This is a genomic window from Comamonas resistens, from assembly GCF_030064165.1.
In the GTDB taxonomy this organism is placed as follows: domain Bacteria; phylum Pseudomonadota; class Gammaproteobacteria; order Burkholderiales; family Burkholderiaceae_C; genus Comamonas; species Comamonas resistens.
This window is the reverse complement of the sequence record NZ_CP125947.1, coordinates 4,535,304-4,553,288: the sequence shown is the minus strand read 5'-3', so window position 1 is coordinate 4,553,288 and position 17,985 is coordinate 4,535,304. Positions and strand designations below refer to the sequence as shown.

20 protein-coding genes are annotated in these 17,985 nt (G+C 60.6%); 10 read left to right on the top strand and 10 right to left on the bottom strand.

Going from position 1 to position 17,985, the window contains the following annotated elements:
- From QMY55_RS21175 to QMY55_RS21165, 3 genes are all read left to right on the top strand, one after another.
- Window positions 1–1,749 (top strand): ABC transporter ATP-binding protein, encoded by a 1,749-nt coding sequence (locus tag QMY55_RS21175; protein WP_283486078.1) that lies wholly within the window; start codon window positions 1–3, stop codon window positions 1,747–1,749.
- A gap of 101 nt (window positions 1,750–1,850) precedes the next feature.
- Entirely contained in the window at window positions 1,851–2,267 is a 417-nt protein-coding gene (locus tag QMY55_RS21170; protein ID WP_283486077.1) for a hypothetical protein, read from the top strand.
- Window positions 2,268–2,434: 167 nt separating this feature from the next.
- A protein-coding gene (locus QMY55_RS21165; protein ID WP_283486076.1) for an IS3 family transposase occupies window positions 2,435–3,660 on the top strand; the annotation gives its coding sequence in 2 pieces (ribosomal slippage) (window positions 2,435–2,774 and window positions 2,774–3,660; 1,227 coding nt in all).
- A 100-nt stretch (window positions 3,661–3,760) separates the two neighbouring features.
- Here the strand turns inward: QMY55_RS21165 and QMY55_RS21160 are convergent.
- Window positions 3,761–4,315, bottom strand: a complete 555-nt coding sequence (locus QMY55_RS21160) for a DUF3455 domain-containing protein (protein ID WP_283486075.1) — start codon at window positions 4,313–4,315, stop codon at window positions 3,761–3,763.
- Window positions 4,316–4,383: 68 nt separating this feature from the next.
- Window positions 4,384–4,977, bottom strand: a complete 594-nt coding sequence (locus QMY55_RS21155; RefSeq protein ID WP_283486074.1) for a ferritin-like domain-containing protein — start codon at window positions 4,975–4,977, stop codon at window positions 4,384–4,386.
- Window positions 4,978–5,213: 236 nt separating this feature from the next.
- Between QMY55_RS21155 and QMY55_RS21150 the strand changes: the two genes are divergently transcribed.
- Both QMY55_RS21150 and QMY55_RS21145 read left to right on the top strand, forming a co-directional pair.
- Window positions 5,214–5,789, top strand: coding sequence for an RNA polymerase sigma factor (locus tag QMY55_RS21150; RefSeq protein ID WP_283486073.1), 576 nt, complete (start codon window positions 5,214–5,216; stop codon window positions 5,787–5,789).
- Between the two features lie 18 nt (window positions 5,790–5,807).
- Window positions 5,808–6,608 carry an anti-sigma factor gene (locus tag QMY55_RS21145; RefSeq protein ID WP_283486072.1) on the top strand — a complete coding sequence of 267 codons (801 nt, stop codon included), beginning with the start codon at window positions 5,808–5,810 and terminating at the stop codon, window positions 6,606–6,608.
- A gap of 239 nt (window positions 6,609–6,847) precedes the next feature.
- Here the strand turns inward: QMY55_RS21145 and QMY55_RS21140 are convergent, their stop codons facing one another.
- The 6 genes from QMY55_RS21140 to QMY55_RS21115 all read right to left on the bottom strand — a co-directional run bounded on the left by QMY55_RS21140 (window position 6,848) and on the right by QMY55_RS21115 (window position 12,070).
- Window positions 6,848–8,293 (bottom strand): IS1182 family transposase, encoded by a 1,446-nt coding sequence (locus QMY55_RS21140; RefSeq protein WP_283485257.1) that lies wholly within the window; start codon window positions 8,291–8,293, stop codon window positions 6,848–6,850.
- A 209-nt stretch (window positions 8,294–8,502) separates the two neighbouring features.
- Window positions 8,503–8,994 carry a DUF2501 domain-containing protein gene (locus QMY55_RS21135; RefSeq protein ID WP_283486071.1) on the bottom strand — a complete coding sequence of 164 codons (492 nt, stop codon included), beginning with the start codon at window positions 8,992–8,994 and terminating at the stop codon, window positions 8,503–8,505.
- Window positions 8,995–9,092: 98 nt separating this feature from the next.
- Window positions 9,093–9,803 (bottom strand): DUF4136 domain-containing protein, encoded by a 711-nt coding sequence (locus tag QMY55_RS21130; RefSeq protein ID WP_283486070.1) that lies wholly within the window; start codon window positions 9,801–9,803, stop codon window positions 9,093–9,095.
- 83 nt (window positions 9,804–9,886) lie between these two features.
- A complete protein-coding gene (ttcA, locus tag QMY55_RS21125) occupies window positions 9,887–10,891 on the bottom strand; it encodes a tRNA 2-thiocytidine(32) synthetase TtcA (RefSeq protein ID WP_283486069.1) in 1,005 nt (334 codons plus the stop codon).
- A complete protein-coding gene (locus QMY55_RS21120; RefSeq protein ID WP_283486068.1) occupies window positions 10,885–11,256 on the bottom strand; it encodes a dihydroneopterin aldolase in 372 nt (123 codons plus the stop codon). Before QMY55_RS21120 ends, ttcA begins: the two co-directional genes overlap by 7 nt.
- Before the next feature lie 28 nt (window positions 11,257–11,284).
- The gene (locus QMY55_RS21115; RefSeq protein WP_283486067.1) at window positions 11,285–12,070 is read right to left on the bottom strand and encodes an SDR family oxidoreductase; all 786 of its coding nucleotides are present in this window, start codon (window positions 12,068–12,070) and stop codon (window positions 11,285–11,287) included.
- 9 nt (window positions 12,071–12,079) lie between these two features.
- Here QMY55_RS21115 and QMY55_RS21110 point away from each other — a divergent pair, with 9 nt between their 5' ends.
- The 4 genes from QMY55_RS21110 to trxC all read left to right on the top strand — a co-directional run bounded on the left by QMY55_RS21110 (window position 12,080) and on the right by trxC (window position 14,405).
- Window positions 12,080–13,195, top strand: a complete 1,116-nt coding sequence (locus QMY55_RS21110) for a class I SAM-dependent methyltransferase (RefSeq protein ID WP_283486066.1) — start codon at window positions 12,080–12,082, stop codon at window positions 13,193–13,195.
- Window positions 13,196–13,217: 22 nt separating this feature from the next.
- Entirely contained in the window at window positions 13,218–13,619 is a 402-nt protein-coding gene (locus QMY55_RS21105) for a hypothetical protein (protein WP_283486065.1), read from the top strand.
- A gap of 39 nt (window positions 13,620–13,658) precedes the next feature.
- On the top strand, window positions 13,659–13,859 hold the full coding sequence (locus QMY55_RS21100) for a DUF2905 domain-containing protein (protein WP_283486064.1): 201 nt from the start codon (window positions 13,659–13,661) through the stop codon (window positions 13,857–13,859).
- Window positions 13,860–13,970: 111 nt separating this feature from the next.
- A complete protein-coding gene (gene trxC / locus QMY55_RS21095) occupies window positions 13,971–14,405 on the top strand; it encodes a thioredoxin TrxC (RefSeq protein WP_283486063.1) in 435 nt (144 codons plus the stop codon).
- A 69-nt stretch (window positions 14,406–14,474) separates the two neighbouring features.
- On the opposite strand, the gene adhP is transcribed toward trxC, so the two are convergent.
- Both adhP and QMY55_RS21085 read right to left on the bottom strand, forming a co-directional pair.
- Complete coding sequence (gene adhP / locus QMY55_RS21090; protein ID WP_283486062.1) at window positions 14,475–15,509, bottom strand: alcohol dehydrogenase AdhP; 1,035 nt, start codon at window positions 15,507–15,509, stop codon at window positions 14,475–14,477.
- 301 nt (window positions 15,510–15,810) lie between these two features.
- Window positions 15,811–17,064: a multifunctional CCA addition/repair protein gene (locus QMY55_RS21085; RefSeq protein ID WP_283486061.1), complete on the bottom strand. Its 1,254-nt coding sequence runs from the start codon at window positions 17,062–17,064 to the stop codon at window positions 15,811–15,813.
- A 46-nt stretch (window positions 17,065–17,110) separates the two neighbouring features.
- Between QMY55_RS21085 and QMY55_RS21080 the strand changes: the two genes are divergently transcribed.
- Complete coding sequence (locus tag QMY55_RS21080; protein WP_283486060.1) at window positions 17,111–17,974, top strand: hypothetical protein; 864 nt, start codon at window positions 17,111–17,113, stop codon at window positions 17,972–17,974.
- Window positions 17,975–17,985: the final 11 nt, after the last annotated feature.

The following is a 17,985-nucleotide window of genomic DNA, read 5'->3' as shown; positions in this document are numbered from 1 at the left end:
ATGACTACAGACACAAAGAACCCCGTGGCTGGCGGTGATGTGCTCGCCATCCCGGTTTTGCGCGTGCGCAATTTGAGCGTCACCTTCGATACCTACAAAGGAGCCGTGCATGTGCTGCACGATGTGTCCTTCGCTATTGCGCGCGGTGAAATCCTCGGCGTGGTGGGTGAGTCGGGTGCGGGCAAATCCATGACGGGTTCGGCCGTCACCGGCCTGATCGAGCCGCCGGGCCGCATCTCCGGCGGCACGGTAGAGCTGTTTGGCGAGCGCATCGACACCTTGCGTGGCGAAGACCTGCGCCGCATTCGCGGCAAGCGCATAGGCACCATCTTCCAGGACCCGCTGACCAGCCTGAACCCGGTCTACACCGTGGGCCGGCATCTGGTGGAAACCATACGCGCCCATTTGCCGGTCAGCGAGAGCGAGGCCGAGGCCCGCGCGCTGGCGCTGCTGGAGGAGGTGGAAATTCCACATGCCAGGAAGCGTTTGGATCAGTATCCGCACCAGTTTTCCGGCGGCATGCGTCAGCGCGTGGCGATTGCGCTGGCGCTGTGTGCAGAACCCGAGCTGATCATTGCCGACGAGCCCACCACGGCGCTAGACGTGTCGGTGCAGGCGCAGATCATTGCGCTGCTGCGCCGCGTCTGCAAGGAGCGCGGCGCGGCTGCCATGCTCATCACCCACGACATGGGCGTGATCGCCGAGACGGCCGACCGCGTGATGGTCATGTACCAGGGCCGGGTGCTGGAAACCGGGCCCGTACGCCAGGTGCTGGATGCGCCGCGCGAGCCCTACACCCAGGTGCTGATGGCCGCCATCCCCAGCGTGCACCAGCGCGTGCAACGCCTGCCCGTGCCCGAGGTGGACGCTGGGCCGGTCGCTGTTGCCGTGCCATGGACTCCGAAATCCATAGCTGCTGACGCTGATGTAGAAAGCGCTGGAGCGCTTTTGGAGGTCAAGAGCCTGGGCAAGGACTACGACCTGTCCAGCGGCTGGCTGGCCCGGCTGCTGGCGCGCGAGGAGCACAAAATCCTCAAGGCCGTGGATGAGGTGTCGTTCACCATCCGCAAAGGCAGCACCTTTGGTCTGGTGGGCGAGTCAGGCTCGGGCAAGTCCACCGTGGCGCGCATGGTGGCGGGGCTGACACTGCCCACGCGCGGCAGCATCTTGTTCGACGGCGTGGACAAATGGAGTCCTGCGGCCCGGAGCGTGGCCATGCGCAGGCGCTTTCAGATGATCTTTCAGGACCCGTACGCCAGCCTGAACCCGCGCTGGACGGTGGAGGCGCTGATTGCCGAGCCGCTGCAGGTGCTGGGCATCGCTCACGGCAAGGAAGAAACCGCCGAGCGCGTGCAGGACGCGTTGCGCCGCGTGCGCATGAAGCCGGACGATGCCAAAAAGTACCCGCACCAGTTCTCTGGCGGTCAGCGCCAGCGTATCGCCGTGGCGCGGGCCCTGGCCAGCCAGCCGGAGTTCATCATCTGCGACGAACCTACATCGGCGCTCGATGTGTCGGTGCAGGCCCAGGTGCTGAACCTGATGCGCGATCTGCAGGACGAGTTTGGCCTGACGTATCTGCTCATCAGCCACAACCTGGCCGTGATCCGCCATATGTGCGACGACATCGGCGTGATGCAGCGTGGTCGTCTAGTGGAGACAGGGGAGGCTGCTGCCGTGCTGGATGCACCGCAGCATGGCTATACGCGGGAGCTGATGGCGGCGATCCCCGATATTGCGCATGTGCATTGAGGGTTGTTTGCGGCCAGGAGCACACATTTGATTCGATGAATTGCCGCATGCATACTGATGCGCAATCCCCAGAAATTTGGAGTTGAAGGGAGCCACCGCTCATGCTCGTCTTAGCCAAATCTATCAGCTTGGTATGTATAGGCGTTGCAGTTGCTTGGCTGATACGAAATCTAGGCAGATTGCCTGAGCCGTTTCAGAGTCGTAGTTGCCAAGGAGTTAAATGGCATCGTGCGTTTCCTGATGCGGCGAAGAAGGACATACGCTCCTTTCTAAGTATGTTTACGCAAGCATTTGGATTCCCGGAAAAGAAACGACTGCTTTTCGAGCCAGCGGATACTTTTTTGGGGATATATCGCAACCTGTATTCATACAAGTGGATGCCAGATGCATTAGAGCTTGAGACTTTTGCATCGATGGTCAAGAAAACGTATGGCATCAGTCTTGAGGATGTTTGGGGCGACAGACTGACACTTGGAAAGCTGTTCTCTCTTACCCAAGATAAAGTGGGCCGTGGGTGAGACAGCATGAGCGCTTAGGGTCATTCTGAGACAGTCGTCTACCGGCCATTAGCTGACAGTTAAATGCTAAGAGAGCGTGTGTTATCGAGTGATCGAGTGGAGCGGCCCCATTGATCTGAGGACAGGCAAACCCTCTTAACCTAAGAGGTAGTCTTGTGACTGTATTTATGCCTAGTCCTAAAAATCTAACGAACGTAGAGGTCCTGGGGCCACAGAAGCGCCGCCGCTGGTCGCCGCAGGAGAAGCTGGCGATGGTCCAGCAAAGCTATGAACCCGGCTACAGCGTGTCGCTGGTGGCCCGTCAGCACGGCGTCAACGCGAACCAGTTGTTCCTGTGGCGCAAGCTGCACCAACAGGGAGAGCTGATGCCGGTGGCCGCGGGCGAGAGCACGGTGCCTGCGGCTCAGTTGGCCGATGCCATGCGCCAGATCCGAGAGTTGCAGCGCCTGCTGGGCAAGAAAACCATGGAGGCCGAGATCCTCAAGGAGGCCGTTGAGTGGGGGCGCGCAAAAAACTATCTTGCGCGCTCGCCCTTGCTGCCGGGGGACACCCAATGAAACGGGTCTGTGATGTTCTCGGCGTGGCGCGCTCAGCGGCTGTCAAGCGACGGCTGCGCAGCAGTGATTGGACCGATGGTCGCCAGCGTCGCCAAAACGATGATCTGGGCCTGGTGGAGCAACTGCGCTCGGCCATCGAGAACCTGCCCAGCTACGGCTACCGCCGGGCCTGGGCGCTGCTACGGCGCGAGCGGGCCTGCCAAGGGCTGCCTGCGGTCAACCACAAGCGGGTCTACCGGGTCATGCGCACGCACGGCTTGCTGTTGCAACGCCGAGCCCCTGCGGTGCGTGCACAGCGCCGCCATCATGGGCGAGTCTCGGTGGAGGCAAGCAACCAGCGCTGGTGTTCGGACGGCTTCGAGTTCCGCTGTGACAACGGCGAGGCCGTGCGCACGACGTTTGCGCTGGACTGCTGCGACCGCGAGGCGATGAGCTGGGTGGCCTCCACAGAAGGCTACACGGGTGACGATGTGCGCGACGTGATGCTGGCTGCCGTGGAGCGGCGCTTCGGCAATGCACTGCCAGATAGGCCCATCCAATGGCTCTCGGACAATGGTTCAGCCTACACGGCCGCGTTGACCCGCAGTTTCGCCCGCGATGTGGGCCTGGAGCCGGTGAACACGCCAGTGAGTAGTCCCCAGAGCAATGGGATGGCAGAGTCGTTCGTCAGGACTATGAAGCGTGACTATGTGAACTTCATGTCCAAGCCCGATGCCCGCACAGCCATTGGCAACCTGGCCATCGCCTTCGAGCACTACAACGAGCACCATTCCCATAGCGCCCTGCGGTATCACTCGCCACGCGAGTTCCGCCGAAAGGGCATGGCAACCCGTTAAATTACGTGAGGGTTCCTGTCCTCAAATACGGGGAGCACTCCATCGAGAAAAAGCGCACCTTCCAATCGCTGACAGGTAAGGTGCGCTCCTAGTCTTAACGTCAGACCGCTTTCCAAAAAATATAGTCGGCTTGGTATTGCACGATCTGCTTGCTGCCCATGTTCCCGGCTCCGCAGGCCATGCTCGGCGCGACGCCCCCCTTGGTTGCCACGCGCTGGATATAGGTCACCCCCTGCATAGCTCCCATGCCGGTGGCAGGATTGGCTTTGACCAGTTGCAGGGGGATATTGCCCGCTCCGGCGGGAGCCACGGCAAGCTGCGTGGCTGTGACCTTGGAGCCGTCATTATTCTCCCAAGTTGCTGGCGGCCCCCAGTATTTGCCGATGACCGTGCCGCTTCGCGTTTGCAGCTTTGCGTCTGGACCGACAAACACCCATTCATGTTCGGCCGCCATATCTTTTTTGGTCCGGCATTCATAGGTGATCTGGCCGACACCCACGGTTTCCATCGCTACTTTGTGTCCCGCAGGCACTTGCACGGACGCGGGCAGCTCGGCTTGTGAAAACATGGAATGAGAGCCCATGGATGAGCAGGCGCTCAGGCCAAGCGTGGATAGGCACAAAGCGGTCAGCGAAAGGGTGTGTCGATGCGTCATGATGACTCCCTCAAATAAGATGAAAAATGCACCGGGCGTGACTGCCCGGTACCCGGGGCTTCGCCAGGTCAGCCACCAAACGACAGTGCATTGCTTGGCAAGGGGCGGCCGAGAGCCGAGATCAGGGCCGTGTAGTGCATGGTTTCATCGGCGGCCAGGCGTCCTGCGACCTTGGCCAGGTCACGGTTTTCGAAAGCAGGAATGACGCCCAGGTAGGCATTGGTCGCGCCAAGCTCCAGTCTTGCGGCCAGATTGAGCACATCGGCCTGACTCTTGAGGGTTGCGGCCCTGAGCGAGTCGGCATAGGTCTGCATCGAGGCCTCGGCCACCGGCTTTCCGCCCATCTTCTGGATGGTGGCAATCAGAGCGTCACGGTGGGCCTTGTGATGGCTCTGGAACAGCAGGGCCACATCCAGCACGGGCTTTTGCAGCAGGCCGCTACCAGCACCCAACTGGTAGGCGTTGATGGCCTCATGCTCCAGCCCCAGGGCCACATTGAGGATGGATACATCCTTGGCTGGATCATTGCCCATGCCTTGGGCCAGAGCCTCGTTGCCTGCCAGCATGGCAACCGCCACGGCCGACAAAGTGCCGGTGGTGCCAAGAAATCCGCGACGCGAGGCCATGGGCGAGACATGGCCTTCAAACAGATGGATGCTCATGATGACTCCTAATTGGATGTGGGGATCTGTCGGCTATTGCGATGTCCGACACTTGGAATACGCATCCTTTGGCGCGGTGGATTCAAGTTTCTGAAAATTTTTTTCAGCCATTTCGCGCGTTGTCCAAATCCAGTGGCTGGGTTGCTGCGTATAGGTGATTACCAGGAACTGCAACATGCCTTGGCAGTTATCCAACAGCACAGCATGAAGCAGGTCCTACTGATCAAAATGGCTGCATGAGCGCCAAAACACCGGACAACCAACTGATGGACCTGATCGACCGCGTAGCAACCCGGGACGAGGTTGCTCTCAAGCTGCTGTACGACCAGACCGCCTCGCGGCTGTATGGACTGGCTTTGCGCATACTCGGAAACAAGGAATGGGCCGAGGATGTGCTGCAGGAGAGCTTTCTGGGAATCTGGCGCAGTGCGGGGGCCTACCGGGACTCGCTCAGCCCGCCCCTGGCCTGGATGGGCATGCTAGTGCGCAGTCGGGCCCTGGACTTTTTGCGCCGGCGTAGAGCCGAGCGCCTGCATCTCAATTTACCGATTGAGGACTTTGAGGAGTTGCCCCAGGACAAGGACGCGCAAGGACCAATGCAATTGGCGGAGGCCAGTGAACAAGCCGTGGTCTTGCATCAGTGTCTGGAAAAGCTGGAGCAGCCACAGCGCCAGGTGGTGAGCCTGGCCTATCTGAATGATTTAAGTCATAGCGAACTGGCCAGCAGCCTGAAGCTGCCGCTGGGCACCGTCAAGACTTGGATGCGCCGAAGCTTGGAACAGTTGCGCAAATGCATGGCGCGCCACGTCTGAGTGCCAGGAGTCGACATCATGAATCTGACCCAAAACCCTGAATTACTTGACCGCCTGGCTGCCTCCTATTCACTGGGAACTTTGCATGGAGGGGCGCGCCGTCGCTTTGAGCAACTGGCACGCGAATATCCTCAGGTGCGTGCGGCAGCCTTGCTGTGGCAAGGTCGCTGGTCGGCCTTCTCCGAAGTCCAGACTCCGGTGCAGCCCGATGCGGTGGTCTGGACACGCATTGCCAACCTGCTGCAGGCCGAAACAGCTAAAGCCAAGTTGGCCCGACAGCGTGAAGCCGCATCGAAGTCGGCATGGCCGACACTCGCATGGTGGCGTGGACTAGCACTGGCAGGCGGCTTGGCTACGGTGGCGGCTATCTCTGTGGGGCTTTGGTCACATCAAGGGCTCAGGGATACCTCGCAGCAGAAATTGTCTGCGTTGCAGGCTCAACTACAGATGGCGCAGGCTGAATTGCAGGCGGCCCCCCAAATTCAATATGTGGCGGTGCTGGCCGATGGCAAGGCCGATGCGTCCATCCTGGTGACCTTCGATCCCCGGCACCAGCAACTGGTGTTGCAGCGCGTGAGCGGCTTCAAGGAGGCCGACAACAAGTCTCTGCAATTGTGGGCCTTGCCTCAGCAGGGCGCGCCACGGTCCCTGGGGGTCATGGGTGATGGAAAACTTGAGCAGCTTACGACACAAGAGACTGATGTGAAAGCAATCCCTGCCCTGGCCATTAGTCTGGAGCCGAAAGGCGGTGTACCCAGCTCGATGGGGCCAACTGGCCCGGTGCTATTCAAGGGTGCACTCATTCGCAGGGATCTTTGACTCGGGCCTTCGCAAACACGCAGGCAATCTCTACTAAGGCAGTGCAAAGCTGTTGAATCTCAATGGCTGCTCTGGGTCGAGGCTGTGTGGAAACGCAAAAAACTATTAATGGCTGAACAATCCAACTGGCAGATTTCAGGCAAGCACGACTGAGGCGCCTTCGACGCCAAGAGCGCCCTCAGCCTTCTCATTGCATTCCAGAGCCCTTGAGGTCGCTAATTTCCCGGTTTTAAAAGGGCTCACCCGCCCACCAGATGCATCGCCGTCATCGTTTTGTCGAACCCGAGGATTCCAAGCACTCGCTTGAGGTTGTAAGCCAGCACATTCAAGCTCATCTCCGTGCTGACGTTGCGCAGTCGCCTGGTCAGGAAGTGCGTGTACCCCATCCAATGCTTGAGGGTGCCAAACACGTGCTCGACTGTCCTTCTTCTCACCATCATGGCGTCGGGCATCTGGTCCAAGCGCTGTTGTGCTCGCTCCAGCACGTCTTCGTGCTCCCATCGGCTGATGCGGCGGTAGTCGCTCGGTGTGCATTGGGCTTTTATCGTGCATTGCGTACACGCACTGCTCCAGTAACGACGCATCTGTAAGCCGTTCTCTTCCCGCGTAAAACGATAGATCGCGCGCTGTTCCGCAGGGCATTGGAATTCATCGTCGCTTTGGATATAGATGAAGTCTGAGCGGTCAAAGCGCCCGTGAGCTCGGGCACCCGATGTGTTGGGCTTGGGAAGAATGGCTGCAATGCTTGTATCTTCACACGCTTTGATTTGCTCACCGCTGTAATAGCCACGATCTGCAATAGCTTGCAGTTTGCGTTTTCCCATTGCCTTGCGAGCTGCTTGAGCCATGGATGCCAGAGCAGCTCTGTCATGCCCTTGGTTGGTGACCTCATGAGTGACGATCAGGTGATGTTTGGCATCGACCGCCACCTGCACGTTATAGGCCACCATGCCCGAGCCTCGACCACTGGTTGCCATGGACCGTGCATCAGGATCTGTCATCGAGAGTTGCTTCTCGGGCTGCTCTTTGAGTTGCTCCTTCACTGCATCGAGCACCCGCATTTGCTTGCGCAACATGGCGATCTTGTCTTGGAGCCTTGTGGTCTTGGCTTCGAGCTCCACAGGCTGCGTGCGGTCCGCTGTATCCAAAGCCGTCAGATAACGTTGGATGCTTTCTTCGATCTGCTGCTGCCGCTTGTCGATCTTGCCCAAGGTGAAGTTCTTGTCACGCGTGTTGACGGCTTTGAATTTGCTGCCATCAATGGCCACCAGCGCCTGGCTGAACAGTTTCAGATCACGGCAGAGAAGTACGAATCGGCGGCACACATTGCGAATGCCTGAGCCGTTGTCACGGCGGAAGTCTGCAATCGTTTTGAAGTCAGGAGCCAAGCGCCCAGTCAGCCACATCAGTTCAACGTTACGCTGGCATTCACGTTCAAGCCGTCTGCTCGATTGCAGCCGATTGAGATAGCCGTAGATGTAGATCTTGAGCAGCACGGCTGGGTGGTAAGAAGGTCTGCCCGTACAGGCAGGCTCTGCACCGTCAAAACCCAAAGCCTGCAGATTGAGTTCGCTGACAAAGGCATCGACAACACGTACCGGGTTGTCTTTAGCAATAAAGTCCTCCAGACATTCCGGCATCAGCGTCACTTGCTGCCGCGCTTGACCTTCAATGAATCGAGGCATGCCATCTCCCGAAACCGAGATGAATTGACTTTATTCAGGTCATGGGTTGGCTACGAGAGGGTTTTCACACAGCCTCGGTCGAAACCAGCACTCCCACACAGCCGCCAAAAAATTAGCCTGGCTCAGTGTCCATGAAAAAAGGCTTGCAATCTGATTGCAAGCCTTTTGGGACTCTAGCGCTTATGTCTCAAGCGCGGGATGCTATCTTTTTAGATAAGAGATTTGGCGTTGTCCAGCACGAAATCGCAGGCCTTTTCCTTGAGATTGCTCTTGACCTTGTCCAGGCTGAAGCTCTGGCCGTTGTCGCCCTTGATCATGCCCATCAGGCCGTCCTTGTAGCCCTGGTCCTTGGGCTGCTCCTGCTGGCCCAGGCCCAGCTTGCCCAGCAACTGGTTCTTGACCTCGGCGGCCTTGTCGGCATTCAGGTAGTTGTTCTTCATGCAGTAGGTGAGGACGCCGGCCGCATTGCTGGCCGTGCCCGAGCCGGTCAGGCCGCCCAGGCCCAGGGCCGACAGAGCCGAAGAGCCGCCACCCGCACCACCGCCCAGCAAGCCGCCCAGGCCCGAGGAGCCACTGCTCTCCGCAGCACCGCCACCGCCCAGCTGGCCGCGCAATGCGTCGCCCAGACCGCTGGCATGGGCGCTGACGGCACCGGCTGCCAGGGCCGCACAAATCAGGGTGGAGAGAGCAAATTTCTTCATGACGGTCATCCTTTCCATTGCATGCGGCCACAGGGCTGCAGTTCAAAGAGGCTGCACGTTAGCACGCGGGCTGAGGTGCAACTGTGGAAGATTGCAAATCAACGAGCAGGCACGGGTGTCGCTGGCAGCACGGGCTGGGGCGATGGCGCGGCAGCAGGTGAGGCTGCCGGCGCAGCCTGTGGCGTACCGGCAGGCTGGATCACCGTGCGTACATTGCGCGCACCTTGTGGCGGCCGGGGAAAGCCCGTGAGCGCCGCGTCGAACAGAATGCCGAAGATGGCCGGGTCGTCGGTCCAGACGTCCTGGCGCTGGGCCGAGGTTTCATAGACGATCTGCTGGGTCTTGATATCGCGCATGACGACGCTCACGGCGCGGTAGTACTCAAGGGGCGGGCCGTCCATCATCATGCTGCCGCCAAAGCCCCAGCCGAAGCCGCGGCCGTAGCTCATGCCCCAGCCCCAGCGCGGGCCCCAGTAGGGGTCGTAATAGGGCCAGCTCGCATAGTCGCGCGCATAGCGGGCCACGGCGCTGATCTGCACCACCAGGCTGGGGCGCGAATCATCGCGTGTCATGCCCACACGGGCCAGCGCCTGCTGGGCCTGGGCCTCGATGGCGGGAAAGCTCATCTGGCCCTGCTGCGAGGGCAGGGTCTCCAGGCGGTAGGTCGGCGGCACAGGAATGCCTCCCAGCGACGAGTAGCTCTGCACCGTGCTGTTGACTTCACGCACCGTGCTGCAGCCGGCCAGCAGGGCGGTGGCCGACAGCGCCGCGATGCCCAGCCAGCGAAAAGAGAGATTGCGCAGGTTCATGATGATTTCTCTGGATACGACAAAGGCCCATCAGATGGGCCTTTGATTGGACTGCAGGGTCCGGTTTTAGTTCAAAAGTCCGCTCAGGACAGTTGTACCACTTGCATTCCGCCGGGCAGGGCGGCCATGGCTGGCAGCTCTTCATGGTCAAACGCCATATCGCCGTTCGGGTCGGCAATGCCCGTGGCCTTGGCGCCCTTGAAGTCGTGCAGCTGGGGATCCATCATGTGCGTGGTCACGATATTGCCCATGGCGCGGAACATGCTCTCGATACGGCCGGGGAACTTCTTTTCCCATTCGCGCAGCATCTCGCCGATGGCCACGCGCTGCAGGCCGTCCTGGCTGCCGCAGAGGTTGCAGGGGATGATGGGGAAGTTCTGGTACTGGGCCCAGCGCGCCGTGTCCTTCTCGGGCACATAGCACAGCGGGCGGATCACCACATGCTTGCCGTCGTCGCTGACCAGCTTGGGCGGCATGCCCTTCATGCGGCCGCCGTAGAACATATTGAGCATCATGGTCTGCACGATGTCGTCGCGATGATGGCCCAGGGCCACCTTGGTGCAGCCCAGCTGATCAGCCACCTTGTACAGGATGGCGCGGCGCAGGCGCGAGCACAGACCGCAGGTGGTCTTGCCCTCGGGCACCACGCGCTTGACGACGCTGTAGGTGTCCTGGTTCTCGATGTGGTAGTCCACGCCGATGGACTCGAAGTACTCGGGCAGGATGTGCTCGGGGAAGCCTGGCTGCTTCTGGTCCAGGTTCACGGCCACGATGTCGAACTTCACGGGCGCGCGCTTTTGCAGCTTGCGCAGAATGTCCAGCAGCGTGTAGCTGTCCTTGCCGCCCGACATGCAGACCATGATCTTGTCGCCTTCCTCGATCATGTTGAAGTCGAGGATGGCCTTGCCCACTTCGCGGCACAGGCGCTTTTCGAGCTTGATCTGTTCGCGCTCGATCTTGATCTTGCCGGGCTTGGCGGCTTCTTCGCCGGCGGCAGCTGCCGTGTTGGCTGCAGCCGCTGCGTCGGCGGCTTCTGCCTCTTCGGCAATCCAGGGGTTGTCGTTTACTGCATTCATGGGGTTCACCATTGTCCGGTTTCGATGCGAATGGCTACTTCGCAGTCGTCAAAAATTTCCAGCTTCGCAATTTTCACACGCACGCCGCGCACGCCGGGCAGCTGCATCAGGCGCTGGGCCAGCTTGCCGATCAGGCTCTCGAGCAGGTTCACATGCTCTGAGGTGCACTCGTCGATGATGATCTGACGCACCTTGCGGTAGTCCAGCACATGAAGAATGTCATCGTCGTGTGGCGCCAGGGGCTGGGTGCCCAGGCTGAGTTCAGCATCCACCTGGATGGGCTGGGGTGCATTCTTCTCGTGCGAGAGAATGCCCAGGCTTGCGTCGAAACGCAGGCCGGTAAGCGTCAATATCTGTTGTCCGGTAGCGGAGGTCATGGCATGCGGTGAGGCGCCTGGAGGGCGCTCACATCATCGAAAAATCGCGCTCGAAGCGCTGTAAGTGCTGGCCGCCATCGACCAGCAGGGTGGTTCCTGTCATCGCCCGGTTCTCCAGCGCGAAGCACACGGCGGAGGCAATGTCCTCGGGGCTGGAGGAGCGGCCCAGCGGGCTCATGGCGTGCAGGGTCTCGAATTTTTCCTGGCTCAGCATATGGCTGGTCAGTGTGAGGCCCGGGGCCACGCCCACCACACGCACGCGCGGCGCCAGGGCCAGGGCCAAAATGGTGTTGGCCGCTTCCAGAGCGGCTTTGGAAAGGGTGTAGCTCAGGAAGTCGGGGTTCTGGTTCCAGAGCTTCTGGTCCAGCACATTGACCACGGCGCCCTGGGCGGACTCGTCGCCCGCCGCCACGCGTTCCTGCACATGGGCGTGCAGCGCCTGGGACAGCAGGATGGGCGCGCCCGTATTGCTGCGCAGATGTGCCTCCAGTGCCACATAGCTGAAGCTCTGGGCATCGTCATGCTCGAACAGCGAGGCGTTGTTCACCAGCGCATCAAGGCGGCCAAAGCGCTCGACCACACGAGGCACCAGCGAGCGTACCGACTCCTCGTCAAAGAAATCCGCATCAAAAGCCGCGCTATCGCCGGATAGGTTTGCGCATTCAGCTACGGTTTGCATAGCGTCATCTTGCGAATCACGGTAATGCACGGCCACTTGCCATCCCGCGCGGGCGAGAGCCAGGGCCATGTCACGACCCAGGCGACGGGCAGAACCGGTCACCAATACTGTGCGTAGTCGGGTGGGTGAGGACATTCGTGGAAAATGCGGGTTGTGACGACAGAACCCTCAAGTTTAACGAGCGCCTTGCAATCGCGCATTGCCAAGGAAATTGCCGCCGTGGGCGGCTGGCTGCCCTTCGACCGATTCATGGAGCTGGCGCTCTATGCACCGGGATTGGGCTATTACGCCAATGAAACGGCCAAGTTCGGCACCATGCCGGAGTCGGGCAGCGACTTTGTGACGGCGCCGGAGATTTCGCCTATTTTTGGTCAATTGGTGGCGTCCCAGTTGCGCGAAGCGCTACAAAAAACGAAGACCCAGGACCTGTGGGAATTCGGTGCCGGAACCGGTGCGCTGGCGCTGCAGATTCTGGACGAGCTGGCCGCGCAGAACGCTCTGCCGCGCAGCTACACCATCGTCGATCTGTCCGGCACGCTGCGCGCGCGCCAGAAGCTGGCGCTGGCCAAATACGAGCATCTGGTGCGCTGGGTGGACATGCTGCCCGAATCCATGGAAGGCGTGATCATCGGCAACGAGGTGCTGGATGCCATGCCCGTGCAGCTGCTGCAGCGCACCCAGGGCCTGTGGTTCGAGCGCGGCGTGGCGATGAATGGCGATGAATTTGCCTGGGAGGATCGCCCCAGCGAGCTGCGCCCGCCGGTGGATATCGGCGGCCCGCATGACTTTCTGACCGAAATCCACCGTCAGGGCGAGGCCTTTATCCACACCCTGGGCGAGCGCCTGACCCGGGGTGCTGCTTTTTTCATCGACTACGGCTTTGGCGAGAGCGAGTACTACCACGAGCAGCGCCATATGGGGACCCTGGTCTGCCACTACCAGCATCAGGTGGACAACGATCCGCTGGTGCAGGTCGGTCTCAAGGACATCACGGCCCACGTCAATTTCACGGGCACGGCCGTGGCCGCGCAGGATGCCGGCTTTGAAGTGCTGGGCTATACCAGCCAGGCCCACTTTCTCATCAACTGCGGGTTGGCACCCAAGCTCGATGCGGCCGGTATCAAGGCCAGGTCCATGGCCTCCAAGCTGGTCATGGAGCATGAGATGGGCGAGCTGTTCAAGGTCATAGGCCTGTCCAAGGGCGTGGAGCCCTGGTTGCCGCTGGGCTTTGTGCAGGGCGACCGCACGCACAGACTGTGATCGCACCATGGATGCCCGGCCCATGGCGATGAATCCACCACTGTCGCGCTGGCTGCTGTCCGTGGGTGTGGACGCGCTGCTGCTGGCGCTGCTCTGGTGGGAACATCTTTACCCCAGAAGTGAGGCGTTCGAGCTGGGGGCCTTGCTGGTGCTGGTCGTCACCGTGAATGCCTGGGTGCGGCTGCTGCGTCAGCTCTGGCTGGCCCGGAAGGTGCGCAAGGTGTTCGGCAATGCCATCGACCATCTGCGCCCGGCACCACTGTGCCCGGCCTACCGGCTGGTCAGCGGTCTCGGTGATGTGCTGATTGTTGGCAGTCTGTGTGCGATGGGGAAGTTCGTGCTGGCCGGCGCTTACGGCCTTGCGGCATTGATCGTGATACTGAGCCAACGTTGGCTTGCCCGTCCTCCTGCCGCACATCCATGACGCAGGGCACGGGAACATTGAGCTTTTACACTTGGCACCATGATTCGCTGGTTGATCGTTATATTTCTGGCCCTGTTGCTCATCAATGGCCTGCACTCCTGGCTGCAGCGCATTGGTCTGGGCCGTCTGCCCGGCGATTTACGCTTTAGGCTCTTCGGGCGCGAGTTCTTTCTGCCCATTGCCAGCACGGTGGTGCTGAGTCTGGTGGCGGCGCTGATTGCGCGTTTTGTGAAGCTCTAGCTCAGGCCCACGCGCTTCTGACGACTTGAATCCCGGCGAATTGGCTGCAAGTACAGCGACGAGTCAGAAGAGGGCGAACGCGCCCTGCTGACATCCCAAGAAAGGTTGTCCATGTCCGAATCCCTTCACTACGTCTGCCCCCATTGCCACACCACCAATCGCATTGCCAAGGAGCAGCTGGGCAACCAGCCCGATTGCGGCAGCTGTCATCAGCCTTTGGTCACGGGCGAGCCCGTGGCGCTGGATAACGACAGCTTTGCCAAGCACATTGGTCGCAGCCAACTGCCCGTGGTGGTGGACTTCTGGGCGCCCTGGTGCGGCCCTTGCCGCATGATGGCCCCGGCCTTTGCCCAGGCCGCGCAGCAACTGGCGGGACAGGCTCAGCTGGCCAAGCTCGATACCGAGGCTTATCCACAGGCCGCCGCGCCATTTGGCATTCGCAGCATTCCGACCATGGTGGTCTTCAAGGAAGGCAAGGAGCTGGCGCGTATCTCCGGTGCACTGCCCGCGGGCGAGATCGTGCGCTGGGTGCAGTCGGTGCGCTGAGCGGATTGAGTCCCGGCTTCAAGTCTGCTCACCAAGGCCAGGCCTCTGGTGACCCGGCGCAAGCCCTGCCTAAGCGGCGATGTCCAGCACCACGCGGCCTTCGATCTTGCCTGCGTGCATGCGGGCAAAGATGTCGTTGATGTTTTCCAGCTTGTCGGTGGACACGGTGGCCCGGACCTTGCCCTGAGCGGCAAAGTCCAGCGACTCCTGCAGGTCCAGGCGCGTGCCGACGATGGAGCCGCGTACCGTGATGCCCTTGAGCACCATGGAGAAGATCGGCAGCGGAAAGTCGCCCGGCGGCAGTCCGTTGAGCGAAATCGTGCCGCCGCGACGCACCATGCCCAGAGCCTGCTCGAAAGCCTTGGGTGACACGGCCGTGACCAGCACGCCATGGGCGCCTTCGATCTCTTTTTGCAGATAGGCCGCCGGGTCGGTAGTCATGGCGTTGACGGTGACGGTGGCGCCCAGCCGGCGCGCCAGGGCGAGCTTGCTGTCGTCAATGTCGACCGCCGCGACATTGAAGCCCATGGCCTTAGCATATTGCACGGCCATATGGCCCAGGCCGCCGATGCCGGAAATCACCACCCAGTCGCCGGGCTTGGCGTCGGTGACCTTCAGCCCTTTGTACACCGTGACCCCGGCGCAGAGCACGGGGGCAACGTCGATAAAGCTCACGTTGGACGGCAGATGGCCCACATAGTTGGGGTCGGCCAGCGCGTAGTCGGCAAAGCCGCCGTTGACCGAATAGCCGGTATTGGTCTGGGATTCACACAAGGTTTCCCAGCCGCCTATGCAGTGGCGGCAGAAGCCGCAGGCGCTGTGCAGCCAGGGCACGCCCACGCGATCGCCTTCCTTGACATGCTTGACGTTCTTGCCCACCGCAGCCACATGGCCCACACCCTCATGGCCGGGAATGAACGGCGGCTGGGGTTTGACAGGCCAGTCGCCTTCGGCTGCATGCAGATCGGTATGGCAGACGCCGGAAGCAGCGATCTTGACCAGAATCTGATCGTCTGCCGGGCGGGGCACCGGCATTTCTTCGATCGTGAGCGGCTTCCCGAAGGAGCGCACCACGGCGGCTTTCATGGTCTGGGGTAAAGACATCAGAGCACCTCTTTGAAGTGGAAGGCAAGGTCCTGGCCTGTAGGTCGGAACCTGCCCGTCAAAGAACCATGCCGATATGGCATGGGTGTTGCACGCAGGCCGGGTGACCAAGTGCCATGGTCCTGGCGGGGAGAGCCGCCAGGACCGTTTCCTACTGTGCAATGGATGCCGCATGCTTTCCTTGATGCAGCTCAAGGTGAGCTCATCAGGGCCCGCTACCGGGGTGCTGCGGCGGTCGATGATTCGAAAGACCTGCTCGGGCCCCGGTACAGCGGCTGGCGCAATGGCTGGTATCTGCTGGCTAGGCGCTGGCTTCGAGATGGGCCGCAATCGCCTGCTCGCGTGCCTTGCTCACGGCGTCGCCAATGGCCTTGCCTTTGAGCCCGCTTCTCGCCGCTGCCTGGGCGACGGGGCCGGTTTCCACGGCCAGGGCGGCTTGCAGCGCATCGCTCAGGCGCTGGCGTTGAGGGTAGGCCGATTCCTCGAAGCCCAGACGTCCGCGTGCATCGCATTCGCAGGCCTGCAGGGCCTGCTCGAAGCGCTCGGGCTTGCGCACGGCATCGCAGCGCTCCAGCAGGCGCAGCAGGGCGGCAGGCTTCAGATCGCCGCTGCGGTGGATATTGCCGTGCTCGCGCGCCACGACTTCGGCCAGTTCCTTGCAGTCGTTGGGCACGCGCCAGCGTTCGCAGACCTGCAGCAGCAGGCTCACGCTGCGCCGTTCATGGTCGATATGGCGGGGCAGTACATCGGCAGGCGTTGTGCCCTTGCCAAAGTCGTGACACAGGCAGGCAAAGCGCACGGGCAGCGGGGCCTGCAGCCGGGCCGACATGTCCAGCACCATCATGGCGTGTATGCCGGTGTCGACTTCGGGGTGGTACTCGGCGCGCTGGGGCACGCCCCAGAGTCTGTCGAGCTCGGGCAGCAGCCGGGCCAGTGCACCGCAGTCACGCAGGATGTTGAACATGCGCGAGGGCTGCTCTTCCATCAGTCCGCGGCTGATTTCCTGCCAGATGCGCTCGGGCACCAGGGCGTCGATTTCGCCGGCCGCCACCATTTCGTGCATGAGGTCCATGGTCTCGGGTGCCACGGAGAAATCGGTGAAACGCGCGGCAAACCGCGCCAGACGCAGTATGCGCACCGGGTCTTCGCGGAAGGCCTCAGTGACATGGCGCAGCACCTTGTCCCGCAGATCCTGCTGGCCGTTATAGGGGTCAAAAAGCTCGTTGGTCTTTGTCCAGTCAGCGGGGCCAGCTATGGCATTGATAGTGAGGTCGCGCCTGGCCAGGTCTTCTTCCAGCGTCACGTCAGCGGCGGTGTGCACCACAAAGCCGCGGTAGCCCATGCCGTTCTTGCGCTCGGTGCGCGCCAGTGCATATTCCTCATGGGTCTGGGGGTGCAGAAAGACCGGAAAGTCACGTCCCACGGGCACAAAGCCGCGCGCAGTCATCTGCTCCGGCGTGGCGCCGACCACCACCCAGTCCGTGTCGTTGACGGGCAGGCCCAGCAACTGATCGCGCACCGCGCCGCCTACCTTGAAAACCTTGAATTCACTCATATTGCAATGGTAGTTGCGAGATCACTTGGTTTTGTATCATCGTTCAATGAGTAACGAAGAAGAACCAGACTATGCAGAGCCTCAAAGGCAGGTACAGCGCTGGATGGGGCGGTGCCTGATTTCATTGCAACAATCGGAGCGAATGCTCAAGGCGCTATTGGTGGACTCGCAGATTTCTGCCCGAATGCCTGTTGCAACAGGTGAGCAGCCTCATATAACTCGTGCATATGAGCAGGAAAAAGTCGCTTCTAAGACTCTTGGTGGTTTGGTGAGCTTGTTTTGCAGCGATGTTGTTAGTGTCGCGAGAACACCTGTTTCAGATGAAAAAGTGCTAGAGGAGTCTGTGCGGCAGATGACTTTCGACGTTCGCTTTTCTATGACGCTGGATAAGTTTGAACATGAGAAGTTGGTGGCTTCGATGCGAGAAATGGTGCAAATGCGAAACGATCTGGTTCACCATTTGATTGAGCGCTTCGACTTCTTTTCCTTGGGTGGCTGTTTGGAGGCGCTGGCTTATTTGCAGCAATGTTATGCGCGCGCAGAAATTTTTCGAGAAACGCTGAAGAGCGTGGGTGAGGGCATGCTGGCATCCGGACAGTACTTTCGGGAGATGCTGGGCTCTGAGGCGTTTCAAAAATTCTTGACGACAGGCAAAGTGCCCTTGCAAGGCTCCTCAATGATGGACGCAATGCAGATCGCGTTTGCGGCCTGCGGAGGGCTGGATTCTGGCTCTGTTCCTTTGAATGCTTTGACGGATTGGCTGGAAAGGCACAGGCCCGAGGAAAGCTATGAAGCATATGGCCGTGTGAGCTGGGCGCAGCTTATTCATGAATCAAAGTCTTACTGCATCCAGCGTACGGATGGGGCAGGTAACAAGATTACTGCGCAGGTGGTTCGAGTTGCATCGTAAGTCTTGTCCTA